13 protein-coding genes are annotated in these 16,924 nt (G+C 56.3%); 6 read left to right on the top strand and 7 right to left on the bottom strand.

What is annotated here, in order from left to right; genetic code table 11:
* Positions 1–29 precede the first annotated feature (29 nt).
* Positions 30–2,348 carry a Fe(2+) transporter permease subunit FeoB gene (gene feoB, locus C7387_RS18355; RefSeq protein ID WP_038253885.1) on the top strand — a complete coding sequence of 773 codons (2,319 nt, stop codon included), beginning with the start codon at positions 30–32 and terminating at the stop codon, positions 2,346–2,348.
* Positions 2,349–2,357: 9 nt separating this feature from the next.
* Entirely contained in the window at positions 2,358–2,597 is a 240-nt protein-coding gene (gene feoC, locus C7387_RS18360; RefSeq protein WP_006817568.1) for a [Fe-S]-dependent transcriptional repressor FeoC, read from the top strand.
* Positions 2,598–2,628: 31 nt separating this feature from the next.
* On the opposite strand, the gene C7387_RS18365 is transcribed toward feoC, so the two are convergent.
* Together C7387_RS18365 and bioH are read right to left on the bottom strand one after the other, a co-directional pair.
* On the bottom strand, positions 2,629–2,916 hold the full coding sequence (locus tag C7387_RS18365; protein WP_006817569.1) for a YdgH/BhsA/McbA-like domain containing protein: 288 nt from the start codon (positions 2,914–2,916) through the stop codon (positions 2,629–2,631).
* Positions 2,917–3,033: 117 nt separating this feature from the next.
* Positions 3,034–3,816 carry a pimeloyl-ACP methyl ester esterase BioH gene (bioH, locus tag C7387_RS18370; protein ID WP_038253879.1) on the bottom strand — a complete coding sequence of 261 codons (783 nt, stop codon included), beginning with the start codon at positions 3,814–3,816 and terminating at the stop codon, positions 3,034–3,036.
* A 37-nt stretch (positions 3,817–3,853) separates the two neighbouring features.
* Between bioH and gntX the strand changes: the two genes are divergently transcribed.
* From gntX to gntT, 3 genes are all read left to right on the top strand, one after another.
* Positions 3,854–4,528, top strand: coding sequence for a DNA utilization protein GntX (gene gntX, locus C7387_RS18375; RefSeq protein WP_038253877.1), 675 nt, complete (start codon positions 3,854–3,856; stop codon positions 4,526–4,528).
* A 59-nt stretch (positions 4,529–4,587) separates the two neighbouring features.
* Complete coding sequence (gene nfuA / locus C7387_RS18380) at positions 4,588–5,163, top strand: Fe-S biogenesis protein NfuA (RefSeq protein WP_006817572.1); 576 nt, start codon at positions 4,588–4,590, stop codon at positions 5,161–5,163.
* 309 nt (positions 5,164–5,472) lie between these two features.
* Positions 5,473–6,789, top strand: coding sequence for a gluconate transporter (gene gntT, locus C7387_RS18385; protein ID WP_006817573.1), 1,317 nt, complete (start codon positions 5,473–5,475; stop codon positions 6,787–6,789).
* Between the two features lie 58 nt (positions 6,790–6,847).
* On the opposite strand, the gene malQ is transcribed toward gntT, so the two are convergent.
* Both malQ and malP read right to left on the bottom strand, forming a co-directional pair.
* A complete protein-coding gene (malQ, locus tag C7387_RS18390) occupies positions 6,848–8,932 on the bottom strand; it encodes a 4-alpha-glucanotransferase (RefSeq protein ID WP_120817238.1) in 2,085 nt (694 codons plus the stop codon).
* Between the two features lie 10 nt (positions 8,933–8,942).
* Positions 8,943–11,333, bottom strand: coding sequence for a maltodextrin phosphorylase (gene malP, locus C7387_RS18395; RefSeq protein WP_120817239.1), 2,391 nt, complete (start codon positions 11,331–11,333; stop codon positions 8,943–8,945).
* A gap of 622 nt (positions 11,334–11,955) precedes the next feature.
* Here malP and malT point away from each other — a divergent pair.
* On the top strand, positions 11,956–14,661 hold the full coding sequence (malT, locus tag C7387_RS18400) for an HTH-type transcriptional regulator MalT (RefSeq protein ID WP_120817334.1): 2,706 nt from the start codon (positions 11,956–11,958) through the stop codon (positions 14,659–14,661).
* Positions 14,662–14,670: 9 nt separating this feature from the next.
* Here the strand turns inward: malT and C7387_RS18405 are convergent, their stop codons facing one another.
* The 3 genes from C7387_RS18405 to glpE all read right to left on the bottom strand — a co-directional run bounded on the left by C7387_RS18405 (position 14,671) and on the right by glpE (position 16,773).
* Entirely contained in the window at positions 14,671–15,429 is a 759-nt protein-coding gene (locus tag C7387_RS18405; RefSeq protein ID WP_006817579.1) for a DeoR/GlpR family transcriptional regulator, read from the bottom strand.
* Between the two features lie 17 nt (positions 15,430–15,446).
* Entirely contained in the window at positions 15,447–16,277 is an 831-nt protein-coding gene (glpG, locus tag C7387_RS18410; protein WP_120817240.1) for a rhomboid family intramembrane serine protease GlpG, read from the bottom strand.
* Positions 16,278–16,446: 169 nt separating this feature from the next.
* Entirely contained in the window at positions 16,447–16,773 is a 327-nt protein-coding gene (gene glpE / locus C7387_RS18415; protein ID WP_120817241.1) for a thiosulfate sulfurtransferase GlpE, read from the bottom strand.
* Between the last annotated feature and the right edge of the window lie 151 nt (positions 16,774–16,924).

The raw sequence follows: 16,924 nt of genomic DNA on the forward strand, positions 1-16,924 counted from the left end.
TTCGGTTTGTCAGAACAACGAGTTCACGAATGAAAAAATTAACCATTGGCTTAATTGGTAACCCAAATTCGGGTAAGACCACGTTATTTAACCAGTTAACCGGTGCACGTCAGCGTGTGGGTAACTGGGCAGGGGTCACCGTCGAGCGTAAAGAAGGCGCCTTCAGCACCACCGACCATCAGGTGACGCTGGTTGACCTGCCAGGCACTTACTCGCTGACCACCATCTCCTCGCAAACCTCGCTCGATGAACAAATTGCCTGTCACTACATCCTGAGCGGGGATGCCGATCTGTTGATTAACGTGGTGGATGCTTCAAACCTGGAGCGTAACCTTTACCTGACGCTGCAATTGCTCGAGCTGGGCATCCCCTGCGTCGTGGCACTGAATATGCTGGATATCGCTGAAAAGCAGCAGATCCGCATTGACGTTGATGCCCTCTCCGCCCGCCTCGGCTGCCCGGTAGTTCCGCTGGTGTCTACCCGTGGTCGCGGTATTGAAGCCCTGAAACTGGCTATCGATCGCCATCAGGGTAATCAGGCTATTGATCTGGTGCATTACGCCGAACCGCTGAAACAGGAAGCGCAGGTATTAGCTGATGCCATGGACCACGGCATGCCGGAACAACAGCGCCGCTGGTTGGGTCTGCAGATGCTGGAAGGCGATATCTACAGCCAGGCCTACGCGGGCCCCGCTGCGGATAAACTGCCTGCGGCAATCGCCCGTCTGCAGGACACCATGGACGATCCGGCACTGCACATTGCCGACGCCCGCTATCAGACCATTGCCGCCGTCTGCGACAGCGTCAGCAACACCCTGACCGCCGAGCCAAGCCGCTTCACAACTGCGGTTGATAAAATCATCCTCAACCGTTTCCTCGGGTTGCCGATTTTCCTGTTTGTGATGTATCTGATGTTCCTGCTGGCTATCAACATCGGGGGCGCACTGCAGCCGATTTTCGATGCCGGATCCGTCGCCATTTTCGTGCACGGCATTCAGTGGCTGGGCGCCACGCTTCACTTCCCGGACTGGTTGACCATTTTCCTTGCTCAGGGCCTCGGCGGTGGTATCAACACCGTGCTGCCGCTGGTACCGCAAATCGGCATGATGTACCTGTTCCTCTCCTTCCTTGAGGATTCCGGCTACATGGCGCGCGCGGCATTCGTCATGGACCGTCTGATGCAGTCGCTGGGTCTGCCGGGTAAATCCTTTGTACCGCTGATTGTCGGCTTCGGCTGTAACGTGCCCTCGGTCATGGGTGCGCGTACCCTGGATGCGCCGCGTGAACGTCTGATGACCATCATGATGGCGCCGTTCATGTCCTGCGGTGCACGTCTGGCTATCTTTGCAGTGTTTGCTGCGGCCTTCTTCGGCCAGCAAGGCGCACTGGCGGTGTTCTCGCTGTACGTGCTGGGGATCGTCATGGCCATCCTGACTGGCCTGATGCTCAAATACACTATCATGCGCGGCGAGGCTTCTCCGTTCGTGATGGAACTGCCGGTGTACCACGTTCCGCATCTTAAAAGCCTGATTATCCAGACCTGGCAGCGCCTGAAAGGCTTCGTGCTCCGTGCCGGTAAAGTTATTGTCATCGTCAGTATTTTCCTGAGTGCGCTGAACAGCTTCACCCTCAGCGGCAAAGCAGCGGACAATATTAATGACTCTGCTCTCGCCTCCGTCAGCCGCGTCATCACCCCTGTCTTTAAACCGATTGGCGTGCATGAAGACAACTGGCAGGCAACCGTAGGCCTGTTTACCGGTGCCATGGCGAAAGAAGTGGTCGTCGGTACGCTGAACACGCTCTACACCGCTGAGAACATTCAGGAAGAAGAGTTCAACCCTGCCGAATTCAACCTGCTCGACGAGCTGGGTGGCGCGGTTGAAGAGACCTGGCAGAGCCTGAAAAACACCTTCAGCCTGAGCGTACTGGCGAACCCAATCGAAGCAAGCAAAGGTGACGGTGAAATGGCCACCGGCGCGATGGGGGTCATGAGCACCAAATTCGGCAGTGCTGCGGCAGCGTACAGCTACCTCATCTTCGTGCTGCTCTACATTCCGTGCATTTCGGTGATGGGTGCGATTGCTCGCGAGTCCAGCCGCGGCTGGATGGGCTTCTCAGTGCTGTGGGGGCTGAACATTGCCTACTCTCTGTCGACGTTGTTCTATCAGGTCAGCAGCTTCAGCCAGCACCCGCGTTACAGCCTGGTGTGTATCCTGGCAGTGATTCTGTTTAACGTGGTGGTGATTGGCGGACTGCGGCGTGCCCGCAGCCGGGTGGACGTCAACCTGCTGGCGACCCGCAAAACGGTCAACAGCTGTTGTCAGAGCCCGGAAGGCAGCTGTCACTAAGGAGCATTTATGGCATCGTTAATTGAAATTCGCGACATGCTGGCATTACAGGGACGTATGGAAGCTAAGCAGCTCAGCGCCCGCCTGAATACCCCGCAGCCGATGATCGATGCCATGCTCAGCCGCCTGGAAGCGATGGGCAAAGCCCGGCGCATTCAGGAGGATCCTGACGGGTGTTTATCGGGGAGTTGTAAAAGCTGTCCGGAAGGCAAAGCCTGCCTGCGGGAATGGTGGGAACTACCGTCGTGAAAAAGCGGGCCAGATGGCCCGCTTCTTGTAATTATTGCTTCTTGTACACATCAGCGTTGGCGTGAACGTATTTGTCACCTTTGTCCGCGGCAATGATCACATAGTACTGACCACCTTTCTCATCTGCTTTTTTGGACAGCTCACGTTTCGCATCCATCGGCGCAGTGGTGTCAGAAGTGGTGATAGTGCCCACTTTCACCAGTTTCTCGCTTTTGATCATTTCCGGAAGCTTGTCTTTCTCAATCTCTTTTGCCGCGAAAGCACCAAAAGACAGCGACCCAATAACCAGAGTTGCAACAATGCCTGTAACAAATTTCATAGCCTTTACTCTCCATATGGTTTGTTATTTTAGTGGTCGCCCGTCCGGCTATCATCTACCGAGTCTTTACAACGACCAATGAAGAGTATTGCTGCAAAATTGTACTTTTTCCAGTACTTAAATTTTCCCGACAACGTTTTGTTTTAAATCCAGTAATACGTCACAGAACGCCTCAGGGTGGGAGATAAACGGCGCATGCGCGGCCTTATCAAAGACCACCGATTGGCTGGCGGGCCACTGCGCATCCAGCAGTGGAATAATCTTGCGCGGCACCAGGCCATCGAGGCGGCCATAGAGGCGCAGGAAGGGCATTTTCAACCCACTGAGCGGTTCGCGCAGGTCCACCGTTTTGAGGATTTCCAGACCACCATTCAACACCGCTTCTGTCGGCATTGGCAGCGCCAGCACCGCACTTTTTAGCTTGCGCGCATCCTGTCTGGCATTTTCTGTTCCCATCGTTTGCAGCGCCAGAAAGCGCTCTACCGTGCGCTGAAAATCAAGACTCAGCTGCTGCTGAAAACCGCTCAACACCTCGGGCTTAATTCCCGGCCAGTCGCCCTGTGCGCTAAAGCACGGCGAAGAGGCCACCGTCACCAGCGCCTGAACCCGCTCAGGATGCGTTAACGCCACCTGACTTGCTACCAGCCCACCTAAACTCCAGCCGAGCCAGATGGCTTTCTCCGGCGCCTGCGCCAGTACCCATTGCGCCATGTCGCTCAGGCTCATCGCCGAAAAACCGCTGCTGCGGCCAAAGCCGGGCAAATCGACCAGGTGTAGGGTGAAATGCGAGCGCAATTCCGGCGTAATGCAATCCCAAACCTGCGCATTCAGTCCCCATCCGTGCAGCAGCACAAGATGGCAATTTCCTTCCCCTTCGGTGTGCCACCAGATCTCTTTCATCAGTTATTGTTCTCACTCACATATGCCGAGGTGAACTATGCTAACAGCCCACAGCTTGTGCTGGCTATGCCGATTACCGCTTGCCCTCGCCCACTGGGGATTCTGCTCACGCTGTGCCCGTATGCTCCTGTATCCGCACCCGCTTTGCCCGCGATGCGGACTTCCCTCAGCCAGCACCACGCTCCCCTGCGGTCGCTGCCTGCAGAAACCGCCTCCGTGGCAGCAACTGGTGGCCGTCAACGACTACATCGCACCGCTCAGCCAGCTGGTTCAACAGTTCAAATCCTCCGGCAAGCCTGAACTGGCAAATGCGCTCGCGCGTCTGCTGCTGTGGCGCGCGATGTTAAACGCTAAGGGCAGCCAGCCTGATGGTATTATCAGCGTTCCTCTGTGGCAAAAACGCCAGTGGCGACGCGGTTTTAACCAGAGCGACTTACTCGCCGCCGCGCTCTCACGCTGGCTGGGTTGTCAGTGGTATGCGCGAGCACTACGTCGGACGCGGGCAACACCGGTGCAGCACCATCTTTCGGCGCGGTTACGCAAATACAACCTGAAGAATGCCTTTCACCTTGAATTCGACGTGCGGGGTCTCCATATCGTTGTGGTGGACGATGTCGTCACAACCGGCAGCACTGTCGCTGAGATTTCCCGCCTGCTTTTGCGAAACGGCGCAGCGAAGGTTGAGGTATGGTGCCTGTGTCGTACCTTGTAGACCCCTGCAGAGGGGCGTATTATTATCCTGGTAAATTAGTCAACTATTAGGCCAACGCTATGATCCGTATTTCCGATGCTGCACAAGCGCACTTTGCTAAACTGCTGGCAAATCAGGAAGAAGGGACACAAATCCGCGTATTTGTGATTAATCCCGGCACTCCTAACGCTGAATGCGGCGTATCTTACTGCCCGCCGGATGCGGTGGAAGCCAGTGACACTGCCCTCAAATTTGATCTGCTGACCGCATATGTCGACGAGCTGAGCGCGCCGTATCTTGAAGATGCTGAAATTGATTTCGTCACAGACCAGCTGGGTTCACAGCTGACGCTGAAAGCCCCTAACGCCAAAATGCGTAAGGTTTCCGACGACGCACCGCTGATGGAACGCGTCGAGTACATGCTGCAGTCGCAGATCAACCCGCAGTTAGCCGGTCACGGCGGTCGTGTTTCCCTGATGGAAATCACCGACGAAGGCTACGCAATTCTGCAGTTTGGCGGCGGCTGTAACGGTTGCTCCATGGTCGACGTCACGCTGAAAGAAGGGATCGAAAAGCAGCTGCTGAACGAATTCCCGGAGCTGAAAGGCGTTCGCGACCTGACCGAACACCAGCGCGGCGAGCACTCCTACTACTAAGCCCTACCCCCGCTCCCGATTTGCCCGGTAATGTCTCAATTACCGGGCAGGTTTTTCTGTGCCCTTCCCCCATAACATGACCTGCCTCTCAGAATTCACATTTTGATCGCTGGGGATATTCTCAACCCCGTCATGTTACCCGTATCATCCGCATCAAGCACTGTTGTAAAAAAATTAGCCAGCTATTCTTGAAAGGATAGAAAGGGATCTGACTCAGTGCCGGAAGAACTCTGTTCCCATCATGGGGCAATTGGAAGTTGTCATCGAAACAATGACGTTACCCATAACAAATTAAAGGCCAGGTAAATCATGCCATTAGTTATCGTAGCTATCGGGGTCGCTTTATTATTGCTGCTGATGATCCGTTTCAAGATGAACGGATTTATCGCACTGGTGCTGGTGGCGCTTGCCGTCGGCCTGATGCAAGGCATGCCGTTGGTGAAAGTTATTAGCTCCATCAAGGCAGGCGTTGGCGGAACGCTCGGCAGCCTCGCGCTGATCATGGGCTTCGGCGCGATGCTCGGCAAAATGCTGGCAGACTGCGGCGGTGCCCAGCGAATTGCCACCACGCTTATCGACAAGTTTGGTAAAAAACACATTCAGTGGGCCGTAGTCCTGACCGGTTTCACCGTCGGCTTCGCGCTGTTCTACGAAGTGGGCTTTGTACTGATGCTACCGCTGGTGTTCACCATTGCGGCTGCGGCGAACATTCCTCTGCTGTTTGTGGGCGTACCGATGGCTGCGGCGCTGTCCGTCACCCACGGCTTCCTGCCGCCGCACCCGGGCCCGACCGCTATCGCCACCATCTTCCACGCCGACATGGGTAAAACGCTGCTGTTCGGTACCATCCTGGCGATCCCGACCGTTATCCTCGCCGGCCCAGTGTTTGCCCGCTGCCTGAAAGGCATCGATAAGCCAATCCCGGAAGGTCTGTACAGCGCGAAAACCTTCACCGAAGCAGAAATGCCGAGTTTTGGCGTCAGCGTCTGGACCTCTCTGGTGCCGGTCGTGCTGATGGCGATGCGTGCTGTCGCAGAGATGGTATTGCCGAAAGGTCACGCGTTTCTGTCCGTTGCCGAATTCCTCGGTGACCCGGTGATGGCAACCCTGATTGCGGTACTGATTGCGCTCTTCACCTTCGGTCTGAACCGCGGTCGCTCCATGGATCAGATTAACGAAACGCTGACCTCATCCATCAAAATCATTGCCATGATGCTGCTGATTATCGGCGGTGGTGGTGCGTTCAAGCAGGTGCTGGTCGACAGCGGCGTGGATAAATACATCGCCTCCATGATGCACGAAAGCAACATCTCCCCGATCCTGATGGCGTGGTCTATCGCGGCAGTGCTGCGTATCGCGCTGGGCTCTGCTACCGTCGCGGCAATTACCGCAGGGGGTATCGTAGCCCCGCTGATTGCCACCACCGGCGTGAGCCCGGAGCTGATGGTTATCGCGGTAGGTTCTGGTAGCGTTATTTTCTCTCACGTGAACGATCCAGGCTTCTGGCTGTTCAAAGAGTACTTCAACCTGACCATCGGCGAGACCATCAAGTCCTGGTCAATGCTGGAGACTATTATCTCCGTCTGCGGTCTGGTTGGATGTCTGCTTCTGAATATGGCCATCTGATGTAAAAAAGCCGGGTAGCGGTTGCGCTTACCCGGCTTGCTTTCAGTTCCCGACGCCATCAACGCTTCTTCGTTAACGCCTTTCTGCGCTTATCCAAATCCTTAATCAGCTTGTTCACCTGTTCATCGGCAAACATTGCCTCCAGGGTGGTCGAAAGCTTGCGCCGCCAGTTTTTGTACTGATCGCTGGTTCCGGGGATATTGACCGGCTCCGCCATATCTAACCAGTCCTCCGGCTGCAGTCCCAGCAGCGCGCTGTTGCTGTCGGCAATGTAACGCTGCATCCCGCGATTAAGCGTCGGCGTCATCGCCATCAGCGAAGCCTTGTGTCCGGCACGCTGCGGCAGACAGCCGTATTGATGAAGCGCATTCAGCAGCCCCTGCTTTGCCCGCTCCCGGTCCTGGTACAGACCACGCAGAATAACTTCATCAGGATATAACCCCAGCGCTTTGCCCAGCGTCAGATCCCCGCTTTCCCAATAACCGCGAAGCGTCGGCAGGTCGTGGGTGGTCGCCACTGCCATCGACTGCTCCGGGTAGCCCTTCGGCGCACGGAAACGCTTTTCATGGTCGCTTTCGAAATACAGCACCTTGTAGGAATAGACGCCGCTCTTGCGCAATTTGCCGACGATTTCGACCGGCACGGTGCCAAGATCTTCGCCTATCACCATGCACCGATGACGCTTACTCTCCAGCGCAAGGATCGACAGCAGACTGTCTACCGGATACTGCACGTAGGCCCCGTGATCGGCAGTTTCACCGTATGGGATCCACCACAGACGCAGCACCGACATCACGTGATCGATGCGTAGCGCACCACAGTTCTGCATGTTTGCCCGCAGAAGCTCAATAAACGGCTCATAGGCCCGCGCTTCGATGATGTGCGGATCCATCGGCGGCAGGCCCCAGTTTTGCCCCAGCGGCCCAAGGATATCCGGCGGAGCACCCACGGACGCTTTCAGGCAGTACAGCTCGCGATCGCACCAGGTCTCGGAGCCGCCTTCTGCCACCCCTACCGCCAGGTCACGATATAAGCCCACCGGCATATCATGCTGCTGGCATTGCGCCCAGCAGGCGGCAAACTGACAATAAGCCAGCCACTGCAGCCACAGATAGAAATCCACTTCATCAGCATGCTGCTGGCAGAAGTGCTTCACCGCCGGGCTTTGCGTGTCGCGCAGGTTTTCCGGCCAGGCAGGCCAGCCCCAGCGCAGCGGATCCGCTTTCACCTGAGCGGCGTGCAGCGCATCGAAAGCCGCCTGCCAGTACAGGCTTTCCCCCTCGCGCCCAACAAACTGACGGAACGCGGCCATCTGTTCGTCATCACGCAAAGAAAAGGTCGCCCACGCCAGGCGCAGCGCGGTCATTTTAAGCTCAGTCACCGCGGTGTAATCCACCCATGACGTTTCCCGCGCGGCCTTCAGCTTCTTCTGCGTCGCCGGCTGCTTCCACCACGCCTGCGCCGCTTTGCTCTGCCTGAAATCCTCCACGGCAGAAACATCGATATAAACGACGTTCAGCCAACGGCGGGAGGAAGGGCTGTACGGGCTCGCGCTCTCCGGGTTCGCCGGGTACAGGGCATGAATCGGGTTCAGGCCGATAAACGACCCGCCGCGACGGGCAATTTCCGGCAACATCTTTTGCAAGTCACCGAAATCGCCAATCCCCCAGTTTTGTTCCGAGCGCAGGGTGTAGAGCTGCACGCAGGTGCCCCACAGTTTCTTACCGGTTTTCAGCGCTTCGGGTTCATAGCAGCGCTCCGGGGCGATAATCACCCGGCAGTGCCAGCGGCTGTCATCCTGCAGCAGCGTCAGGGTGTGATACCCCTCCGGCAGGCGCGCGGGCAGCGCCAGCGGTTTTCCGCTCACCGCCCGCCCCTGATACTGTTTTCCCTCTTCGGTGGTCAACAGCCAGTCATACTCACCGCTCCCGGAAACGGGCAGCGTCGCTTTTTTACCATGGGTAAAAACCTGCACACGAGGCACCGGGGTGACTGCCGCAGACGCGGCAGTCGTGTGGTGCATTGCGTCGAGCAGGCGCCGTTTGGTCTCGGCGCCGATAGACTGCGGTTTACCATGCGCATTGATATAGCTGGGGCTGATACCCGCCGCCAGCGCGGCATTATCAAGGCGTTTATTCTCCATAGGCCTGTCCTTAGCGTTTTGCCTGCCAGATGCGTTGCTGATAATCACGAATCGAGCGATCGGAGCTGAACATACCGCAGCGCGCGGTGTTGAGGATGGCAGCACGCGTCCAGGCTTCCTGGTCACGGTAGAGCACATCCACCTGTTTTTGCGCTTCAACGTAGGCTTCAAAATCGGCCAGCACCAGGTACGGGTCGCCGCCCTGTTTGCCCATACTGTGCAGCATCTGGTCGAAGGCGTGCTTGTCACCGTCGCAGTAAATACCGCTTTCAAGCTCCTTCAGCACCGCGTCCAGCAGCTTGTCTTTCTTACGCCATTTCAGCGGATCGTAGCCCTTCGCCTTCAGCGCTTTCACCTCTTCCACCGTGTGGCCAAAGATAAAGATATTCTCTTCACCTACCTGCTCGGCGATCTCCACGTTCGCGCCGTCGAGGGTACCGACCGTCAGCGCGCCGTTCAGCGCCAGCTTCATGTTACCGGTGCCGGAGGCTTCTTTACCCGCCGTGGAGATCTGCTCTGAGACATCCGCCGCCGGGATCAGCATTTCTGCCGCCGATACGCAGTAATCCGGCAGGAACACCACTTTCAACTTATCGCCCACTTTCGGGTCATTGTTGATGGTTTCTGCCACTTTGTTGATGGCATAAATAATATTCTTCGCCAGGTAGTAACCCGGAGCCGCCTTCGCGCCGAACAGGAACACGCGCGGCACACGATCGGCTTTCGGGTTCTCACGAATCTCTTTGTACAGCGCCAGAATGTGCAACAGATTCAGGTGCTGACGTTTGTACTCGTGCAGACGTTTGATCTGCACGTCAAAAATCGCCTGCGGGTTGATCTCAATTCCGGTACGCAGCTTCACGAACTCGGCCAGCCGTACTTTGTTTGCCTGCTTAATCTCGCGGTACTGCTTACGGAATTTTGCATCATCGGCGTATTTCTCCAGCCCAATCAGCACATCGAGATGGTTAGCCCACTCTTTTTTCAGCGTTTTATCCAGCAGCGAAGCCAGTTCCGGGTTGCACTGTTTGATCCAGCGGCGTGGTGTGATGCCGTTAGTGACGTTGTGGAACTTGTTTGGCCACAACTGGTGATATTCCGGGAACAGGTCCTTCACCACCAGATCCGAGTGCAACGCCGCCACACCGTTGACCGCAAAACCGCCCACCACGCACAAATTCGCCATGCGCACCTGTTTATCGTGTACGACCGCCAGTTTTGCCCATACCGCTTTGTTGCCAGGCCAGGTCTTCTCGACCAGCGCTTTAAAGCGATAGTTGATATCGTTGATAATCTGCATATGACGCGGCAGCAGTGCTTTCACCAGTTTTTCATCCCAGCACTCCAGTGCTTCCGGCATCAGGGTGTGGTTGGTGTAGGCGAAGGTTTTACTGGTGATAGCCCACGCGTCGTCCCAGCTTAGCTGATGCTCGTCCAGCAGCACGCGCAGCATCTCCGGGATGGCAATCGTTGGGTGCGTATCGTTCAGCTGAATCACCTCAAACTGAGCCAGCTCGCTCAGCTTGCGGCCCGCCAGGTGATGACGACGCAGAATATCGGCAACCGAACAGGCACACTGGAAGTACTGCTGCATCAGGCGCAGCTTCTTCCCGGCCTGATGGTTGTCGTTCGGGTAGAGCACTTTGGTCAGTTTTTCCGCCTCAATGCCCTGCTTCTCGGCGCGCAGGAAATCCCCGTCGTTAAATTTAGTCAGGTCAAACGGATGCGCGTGTTTAGCCTGCCACAGGCGCAGCGGCTGTGCGATGCCGTTACGATAGCCCAGCACCGGCAGATCCCAGGCTTCTCCCGTCAGGATAAATTCAGGTTTCCAGTGGCCCTTCACCACTTTACCGCCGATACCCACCTGAACATCCTGCGCCGCATTGTGGCGGAACCACGGGTAGCTGCCCCGATGCCAGTCGTCAGGCGCTTCCATCTGGTGACCTTCGACAAAGGACTGACGGAACAGGCCATACTGGTAGTTCAGGCCGTAGCCGGTCGCGGACTGCCCGACGGTTGCCATCGAGTCCAGGAAGCAGGCTGCCAGACGCCCCAGGCCTCCGTTGCCCAACCCCGGGTCGGTCTCTTCTTCCAGCAGGTCGCTGAGGTTGATGTCGAACGCGCGGAGTTCGTCGCTAACGCCCTGATACCAGCCCATGTTGAGCAGATTGTTGCCGGTCAGGCGACCGATGAGAAACTCCATCGAAATGTAGTTTACGTGGCGCTGCCCTTTTACGGGTTTCGCCACCGGCTGCGCTGCCAGCAGCTCCGCCAGAGCGCCGCTGACCGCCTGCCACCACTGATGCCGGGTCATTTCGCTGGCGGCCTGTAAACCAAAACGCTGCCACTGACGGGTCAGAGCAGCCTGAAATTGAGCTTGATTGAAGGAAGGCTGAGACATAACTGAATCCTGGTCCTTGTAAGATACATTGGCACTAGTGTGCCCGGCTCCCGTGAGAGCGTCCTCATCCCGGCAGGGATTAGACAGGGAGGAGTAGCAGGGATGAGCAAAAAGTGTGACCGCTGCCACTCTAACGTTAGCCGGAGATCGCAAATCTGTTCGGTTTACAGGCTGACTTTTCGCAATGAAAAGTGCCGATGAAGCTTCTGAAGATAATCGCGTAATACGTCAGAAAAATGAAATGCCGTTTTGTCGGAAAATAGATGACCAGAGGAATGGTTACTTATATAAAATAATACATTCCAGTTAATCACTACGATACATGACTTATTTCCCCTGCGTTTGTTATGTCTTTACCCGATACCCGGAATAAAACACAGGAGATTAAATACTCTGCACATTCGCGTCTCGACCGCCCGCTTAACCCAGGCGCAGCAAGCACTGTTACCGGTTTCAGTGACTTTTTTCAAATCTGTTTAAGATTTGTGACACACAGCAAATTCACAAACATCAAACTCAGACATAACTTGCAATATATTCTGCAATGTCCGAACGTGTAGCCATTAATTACGAAGCGCAAAAAAAATCCCCTTCTTATTTACGTCACAGTGAAGTGCTAACTATGTTAATTCCGTCAAAACTAAGTCGTCCGGTTCGCCTTGACCACACGGTAGTGCGGGAGCGGCTGTTGGCGAAACTTTCCGGCGCGAACAACTATCGTCTTGCGCTGGTCACAAGCCCGGCGGGCTACGGTAAAACGACGCTCGTTTCGCAGTGGGCCGCGGGTAAACGTGACATTGGCTGGTTCTCATTAGATGAGGGGGATAACCAGCAGGAGCGCTTCGCGAGCTATTTAATTGCCGCCGTTCAGCAAGCAACCGGTGGACGCTGTCCTGCCAGCGAAATGATGGTGCAAAAGCGCCAGTACGCGAGCCTGACCTCACTGTTTGCCCAGCTGTTTATTGAACTGGCGGAGTGGGACCGACCGTTATTCCTCGTCATTGACGATTACCATCTGATTGCTAACCCGGTTATCCACGATGCGATGCGCTTTTTCCTGCGCCATCAGCCAGAGAACATGACGCTGGTGGTGCTGTCGCGCAACCTGCCGCAGCTCGGCATCGCTAACCTGCGGGTTCGGGATCAGCTGCTGGAAATCGGCAGCCAGCAGCTCGCCTTTACCCACCATGAAGCCAAACAGTTTTTCGATTGCCGGCTCACCTCCCCCATTGAAGCGGCAGAGACCAGTCGCCTGTGTGATGACGTTGCCGGATGGGCAACCGCACTACAGCTGATTGCCCTTTCTGCCCGACAAAATAACAGCGCCGCCCACGACTCGGCGCGCCGCCTGGCGGGGATTAACGCCAGCCATCTGTCTGACTATCTGGTGGACGAGGTGCTGGATAACGTCGATACCGCCACCCGCCACTTCCTGCTGAAAAGCGCCGTGCTGCGCTCGATGAACGATGCGCTGATCGTCCGCGTCACCGGCGAAGAGAACGGCCAGATGCGCCTCGAGGAGATTGAGCGCCAGGGGTTGTTCCTCCAGCGTATGGACGACTCCGGCGAGTGGTTCTGCTATCACCCGTTGTTTGGCAACTTCCTGCGCCAGCGCTGCCAGTGGGAGCTTGCCACCGAGCTGCCGGATATCCACCGCGCCGCCGCCGAAAGCTGGATGGCACAGGGTTTCCCGACCGAAGCCATCCACCATGCGCTCGCGGCAGGTGATGCCACCATGCTGCGCGATATTCTCCTGAACCATGCCTGGGGTTTGTTCAACCACAGTGAGCTGTCGCTGCTTGAAGAATCTCTGGCCGCCCTGCCGTGGGAAAGCCTGCTGGAGAACCCACGCCTGGTGCTGCTGCAGGCCTGGCTGATGCAGAGCCAGCACCGCTATAGCGAAGTCAACAACCTGCTGGCCCGCGCCGAGCAGGAGATGAAGGTCGAAATAGATGACATTCTGCATGCCGACTTTAACGCGCTGCGCGCTCAGGTCGCTATCAACGATGGCGATCAGGAAGAAGCGGAACGCCTGGCGATGGTCGCACTGGAAGCACTGCCGCTCGGCAGCTACTACAGCCGTATCGTCGCGACATCGGTGCATGGTGAAGTCCTGCACTGCAAGGGCCAGTTGAGTAAATCGCTGGCGGTCATGCAGCAGACCGAGCAGATGGCCCGCCGCTATGAGGTCTGGCACTATGCGCTATGGAGCCTCATCCAGCAGAGTGAAATTCTGTTTGCGCAGGGCTTTTTACAGGCGGCCTGGGAATCCCAGGAGAAAGCGTTCCAGCTTATCCGCGATCAGCACCTCGAACAGCTACCAATGCATGAGTTCCTGCTACGCATCCGTGCGCAGCTGCTGTGGGCATGGGCACGGCTCGATGAATCTGAATCCGTGGCCCGCAGCGGGATGAACGTGCTGGCGGCCTACCAGCCTCAGCAGCAGCTACAGTGTCTGGCACTGCTGGTGCAGTCCTCGCTCGCGCGCGGCAATCTCGATAACGCCCGCAGCCATCTGAACCGTCTGGAGAACCTGCTCGGCAACGGTCAGTACCACAGCGACTGGGTCTCTAACGCCGATAAGGTGCGGGTTATCTACTGGCAGATGACCAACGATAAAAAGTCCGCTACCCACTGGCTGCGCCATACCCCGAAACCGGCGTTTGCCAACAACCATTTCCTGCAAAGCCAGTGGCGCAACATTGCCAGGGCGCAGATCCTGCTGGGCGAGTATGACCCGGCAGAGATGGTGCTTGAAGAATTAAACGAAAACGCGCGCACGCTGCGCCTGATGAGCGATCTCAACCGCAACCTGCTGCTGTTAAACCAGCTCTACTGGCTGGCCGGACGCAAAGCTGACGCCCAGCGCGTATTGATGGAAGCGCTGACGCTCGCTAACCGCACCGGGTTCATCAGCCACTTTGTGATTGAAGGGGAAGCGATGGCGCAGCAGCTGCGCCAGCTTATCCAGCTCAACACATTGCCTGAACTTGAGCAGCACCGCGCCCAGCGTATTCTGCGTGATATCAACCAGCATCACCGCCACAAGTTCGCCCACTTCGACGAAGGGTTTGTTGAGCGCCTGCTCAACCACCCGCAGGTACCAGAGCTTATCCGCACGAGTCCGCTGACCCAGCGTGAATGGCAGGTACTGGGATTAATCTATTCTGGCTACAGCAATGAGCAGATTGCCGGTGAGCTCGACGTGGCGGCGACGACGATTAAAACGCACATTCGCAATCTGTATCAGAAGCTTGGCGTGGCGCACCGGCAGGACGCGGTGCAGCACGCGCAAAAGCTGTTGAAGATGATGGGGTACGGGGTGTAATTCCTTTCCTCAGCACAGCTCCAGCTGAATTTTATTATCCGCAATCACCTGCAGCACGCCAGAAGGCGGCATGGTGTCGGTGTATACCGCGTTCACCATACTGATGCTGCCCATGTTCACCATCGCGTTACGACCAAACTTTGAGTGATCCACCACCAGCATCACGTGACGCGAGTTCTCAATGATCGCGCGCTTGGTGCGGACTTCATGATAATCAAACTCCAGCAATGAACCGTCGGTGTCGATACCGCTGATGCCGAGAATGCCGTAGTCGAGGCGGAACTGAGAGATGAAGTCGAGAGTGGCTTCGCCGATGATCCCGCCGTCGCGGCTGCGCAGTTCACCGCCCGCGAGGATGATGCGGAAATCATCTTTCTGCATCAGCGTATTCGCCACGTTCAGGTTGTTGGTCACAATCCGCAGATCGCTGTGGTCGAGCAGCGCATGCGCCACGGCTTCCGGCGTGGTGCCGATATCAATAAACAACGTCGCACCGTTGGGAATATCGCTCGCCACTTTGCGGGCGATACGCTCTTTCTCGGCGGTCTGCGTGGCTTTACGATCGTGCCACGAGGTGTTCACCGAGCTTGAAGGCAGCGCGGCACCGCCGTGATGGCGCAGAATCATCTTCTGATCGGCGAGATCGTTTAAATCGCGACGGATCGTCTGCGGACTGACGGCAAACTGCTCCACTAACTCTTCGGTGCTGACGTAACCCTGTTTTTTTACCAGCTCGATGATCGCGTCATGACGTTGTGTCTGCTTCATGGATTATCCCTGAAAAATTATGTTCGTTTTCGCACATTCTGCGTATCAGCAAACGCCATCGCGAGGCCCACCACCAACCCGGCGACGTGCGCACCGTTCGCAATCGACATGCCGAAAAGATCAAACCACCCGGCCACCAGCCAGACGAGCGAGAAGAGAATAAGCCCGCGCTGCAGGTGCACACCGCTCTCTGGATCGCGCTCACCGCGCAGCCAGACGTAGCCCATCAGCGCGTACACCACGCCGGAAAGTCCACCGAACCACGGGCCACCGAATTTGTGCTGAATAAAGCCGCTCAACAGTGCGCTAATTACCGTAATGACAATCAGCTTGCCGCTGCCCAGGCGCTTTTCCACGGCTCCGCCAAGGTACCACCACCATAGCAGGTTGAAGAGGATATGCATTAGCGAGAAATGCATGAAGGCGTGGGTGAAGTAGCGCCACAGTTCAAACTTAAGCGATGGATCGTAAGGCCACGCCAGCAGCAGCATCACTGGCTGATCGCCGACAATATTCATGATGATAAACACCACAATACACAGCGCGGCGATGAGCAGCGTAAACGGCCCGGCATTGCCCTTCAGGGTGGCGAGAAACGGGAAACGACGATATTGCAGACCGCTGTTGGTGTGCCCGGATTCCCAGCTTGCCGCCAGATAGCGCGGATCGGCCGGGTTTTCCAGAAACAACGCCAGCTCTTTGTGGACTCTGTCCGCCTGACTTTCATCTGCCAGCCAGACATCACTCTGCGTATGTTGCTGAATAGTCAAAATAATACCCTGCGTTGCCATATAGTCCACAAACGCCTGGGCAACGCGCGGGTTAGTAAAAGAGGTGATCATCAACATACGGAAGGTCGCTTATTCCACACAAAAGGGGACAGTATACCCTAAATAATTCGAGTTGCAGGAAGGCGGCGACGCAGCAAATCCCCAGGAGCTTACTCAAGTAAGTGACTGGGGTGAGTGAGGAAAGCCAGCGCATCTGCAGCTTGAAGTATGACGGGTATATACCTTCTCAGGCACCGTGTGCCACTTCCGAAGGAAAGTGGCGGTGCCAGGCATCGAATCCACCGTCGACGCTGTATACCGCGTCATAGCCCTGCTGCAGCAGATACTGAGCAGCACCTTTGCTGCTGTTGCCGTGATAGCACATCACCATCACCGGGGTCTCAAAATCGTTATCACGCATAAACGCGCCCAGCGTGTCGTTCGTCAGGTGAAACGCCTGCGGGGTATGGCCCATGGCATAGCTCTGCGGGTCGCGAATATCGACCATCACCGCCGTGCCCTGCTGCAGCTTCTGATGGGCTTCTTCTACGTTAATACATTCAAACTGATCCATGGGGTTCTCTTCATTTATTACGGATAGACAGATTCTACCGTCTGCATTACAGCAAAACGGCAGAGAAATACTAATTTGTTATACACATCACTCCAAATTGTTTTTTTGATGTTACCAAAAGCGCGATCGTTTGCTATGATGAGCGATATCG

This window comes from Yokenella regensburgei (assembly GCF_003634235.1).
In the GTDB taxonomy this organism is placed as follows: domain Bacteria; phylum Pseudomonadota; class Gammaproteobacteria; order Enterobacterales; family Enterobacteriaceae; genus Yokenella; species Yokenella regensburgei.

Coding starts and splice junctions, on each gene's coding strand:
- feoB (WP_038253885.1), top strand. CDS start 30: ATGAAAAAATTAACCATTGGCTTAATTGGTAACCCAAATTCGGGTAAG.
- feoC (WP_006817568.1), top strand. CDS start 2,358: ATGGCATCGTTAATTGAAATTCGCGACATGCTGGCATTACAGGGACGT.
- C7387_RS18365 (WP_006817569.1), bottom strand. CDS start 2,916: ATGAAATTTGTTACAGGCATTGTTGCAACTCTGGTTATTGGGTCGCTG.
- bioH (WP_038253879.1), bottom strand. CDS start 3,816: ATGAAAGAGATCTGGTGGCACACCGAAGGGGAAGGAAATTGCCATCTT.
- gntX (WP_038253877.1), top strand. CDS start 3,854: ATGCTAACAGCCCACAGCTTGTGCTGGCTATGCCGATTACCGCTTGCC.
- nfuA (WP_006817572.1), top strand. CDS start 4,588: ATGATCCGTATTTCCGATGCTGCACAAGCGCACTTTGCTAAACTGCTG.
- gntT (WP_006817573.1), top strand. CDS start 5,473: ATGCCATTAGTTATCGTAGCTATCGGGGTCGCTTTATTATTGCTGCTG.
- malQ (WP_120817238.1), bottom strand. CDS start 8,932: ATGGAGAATAAACGCCTTGATAATGCCGCGCTGGCGGCGGGTATCAGC.
- malP (WP_120817239.1), bottom strand. CDS start 11,333: ATGTCTCAGCCTTCCTTCAATCAAGCTCAATTTCAGGCTGCTCTGACC.
- malT (WP_120817334.1), top strand. CDS start 11,956: ATGTTAATTCCGTCAAAACTAAGTCGTCCGGTTCGCCTTGACCACACG.
- C7387_RS18405 (WP_006817579.1), bottom strand. CDS start 15,429: ATGAAGCAGACACAACGTCATGACGCGATCATCGAGCTGGTAAAAAAA.
- glpG (WP_120817240.1), bottom strand. CDS start 16,277: ATGTTGATGATCACCTCTTTTACTAACCCGCGCGTTGCCCAGGCGTTT.
- glpE (WP_120817241.1), bottom strand. CDS start 16,773: ATGGATCAGTTTGAATGTATTAACGTAGAAGAAGCCCATCAGAAGCTG.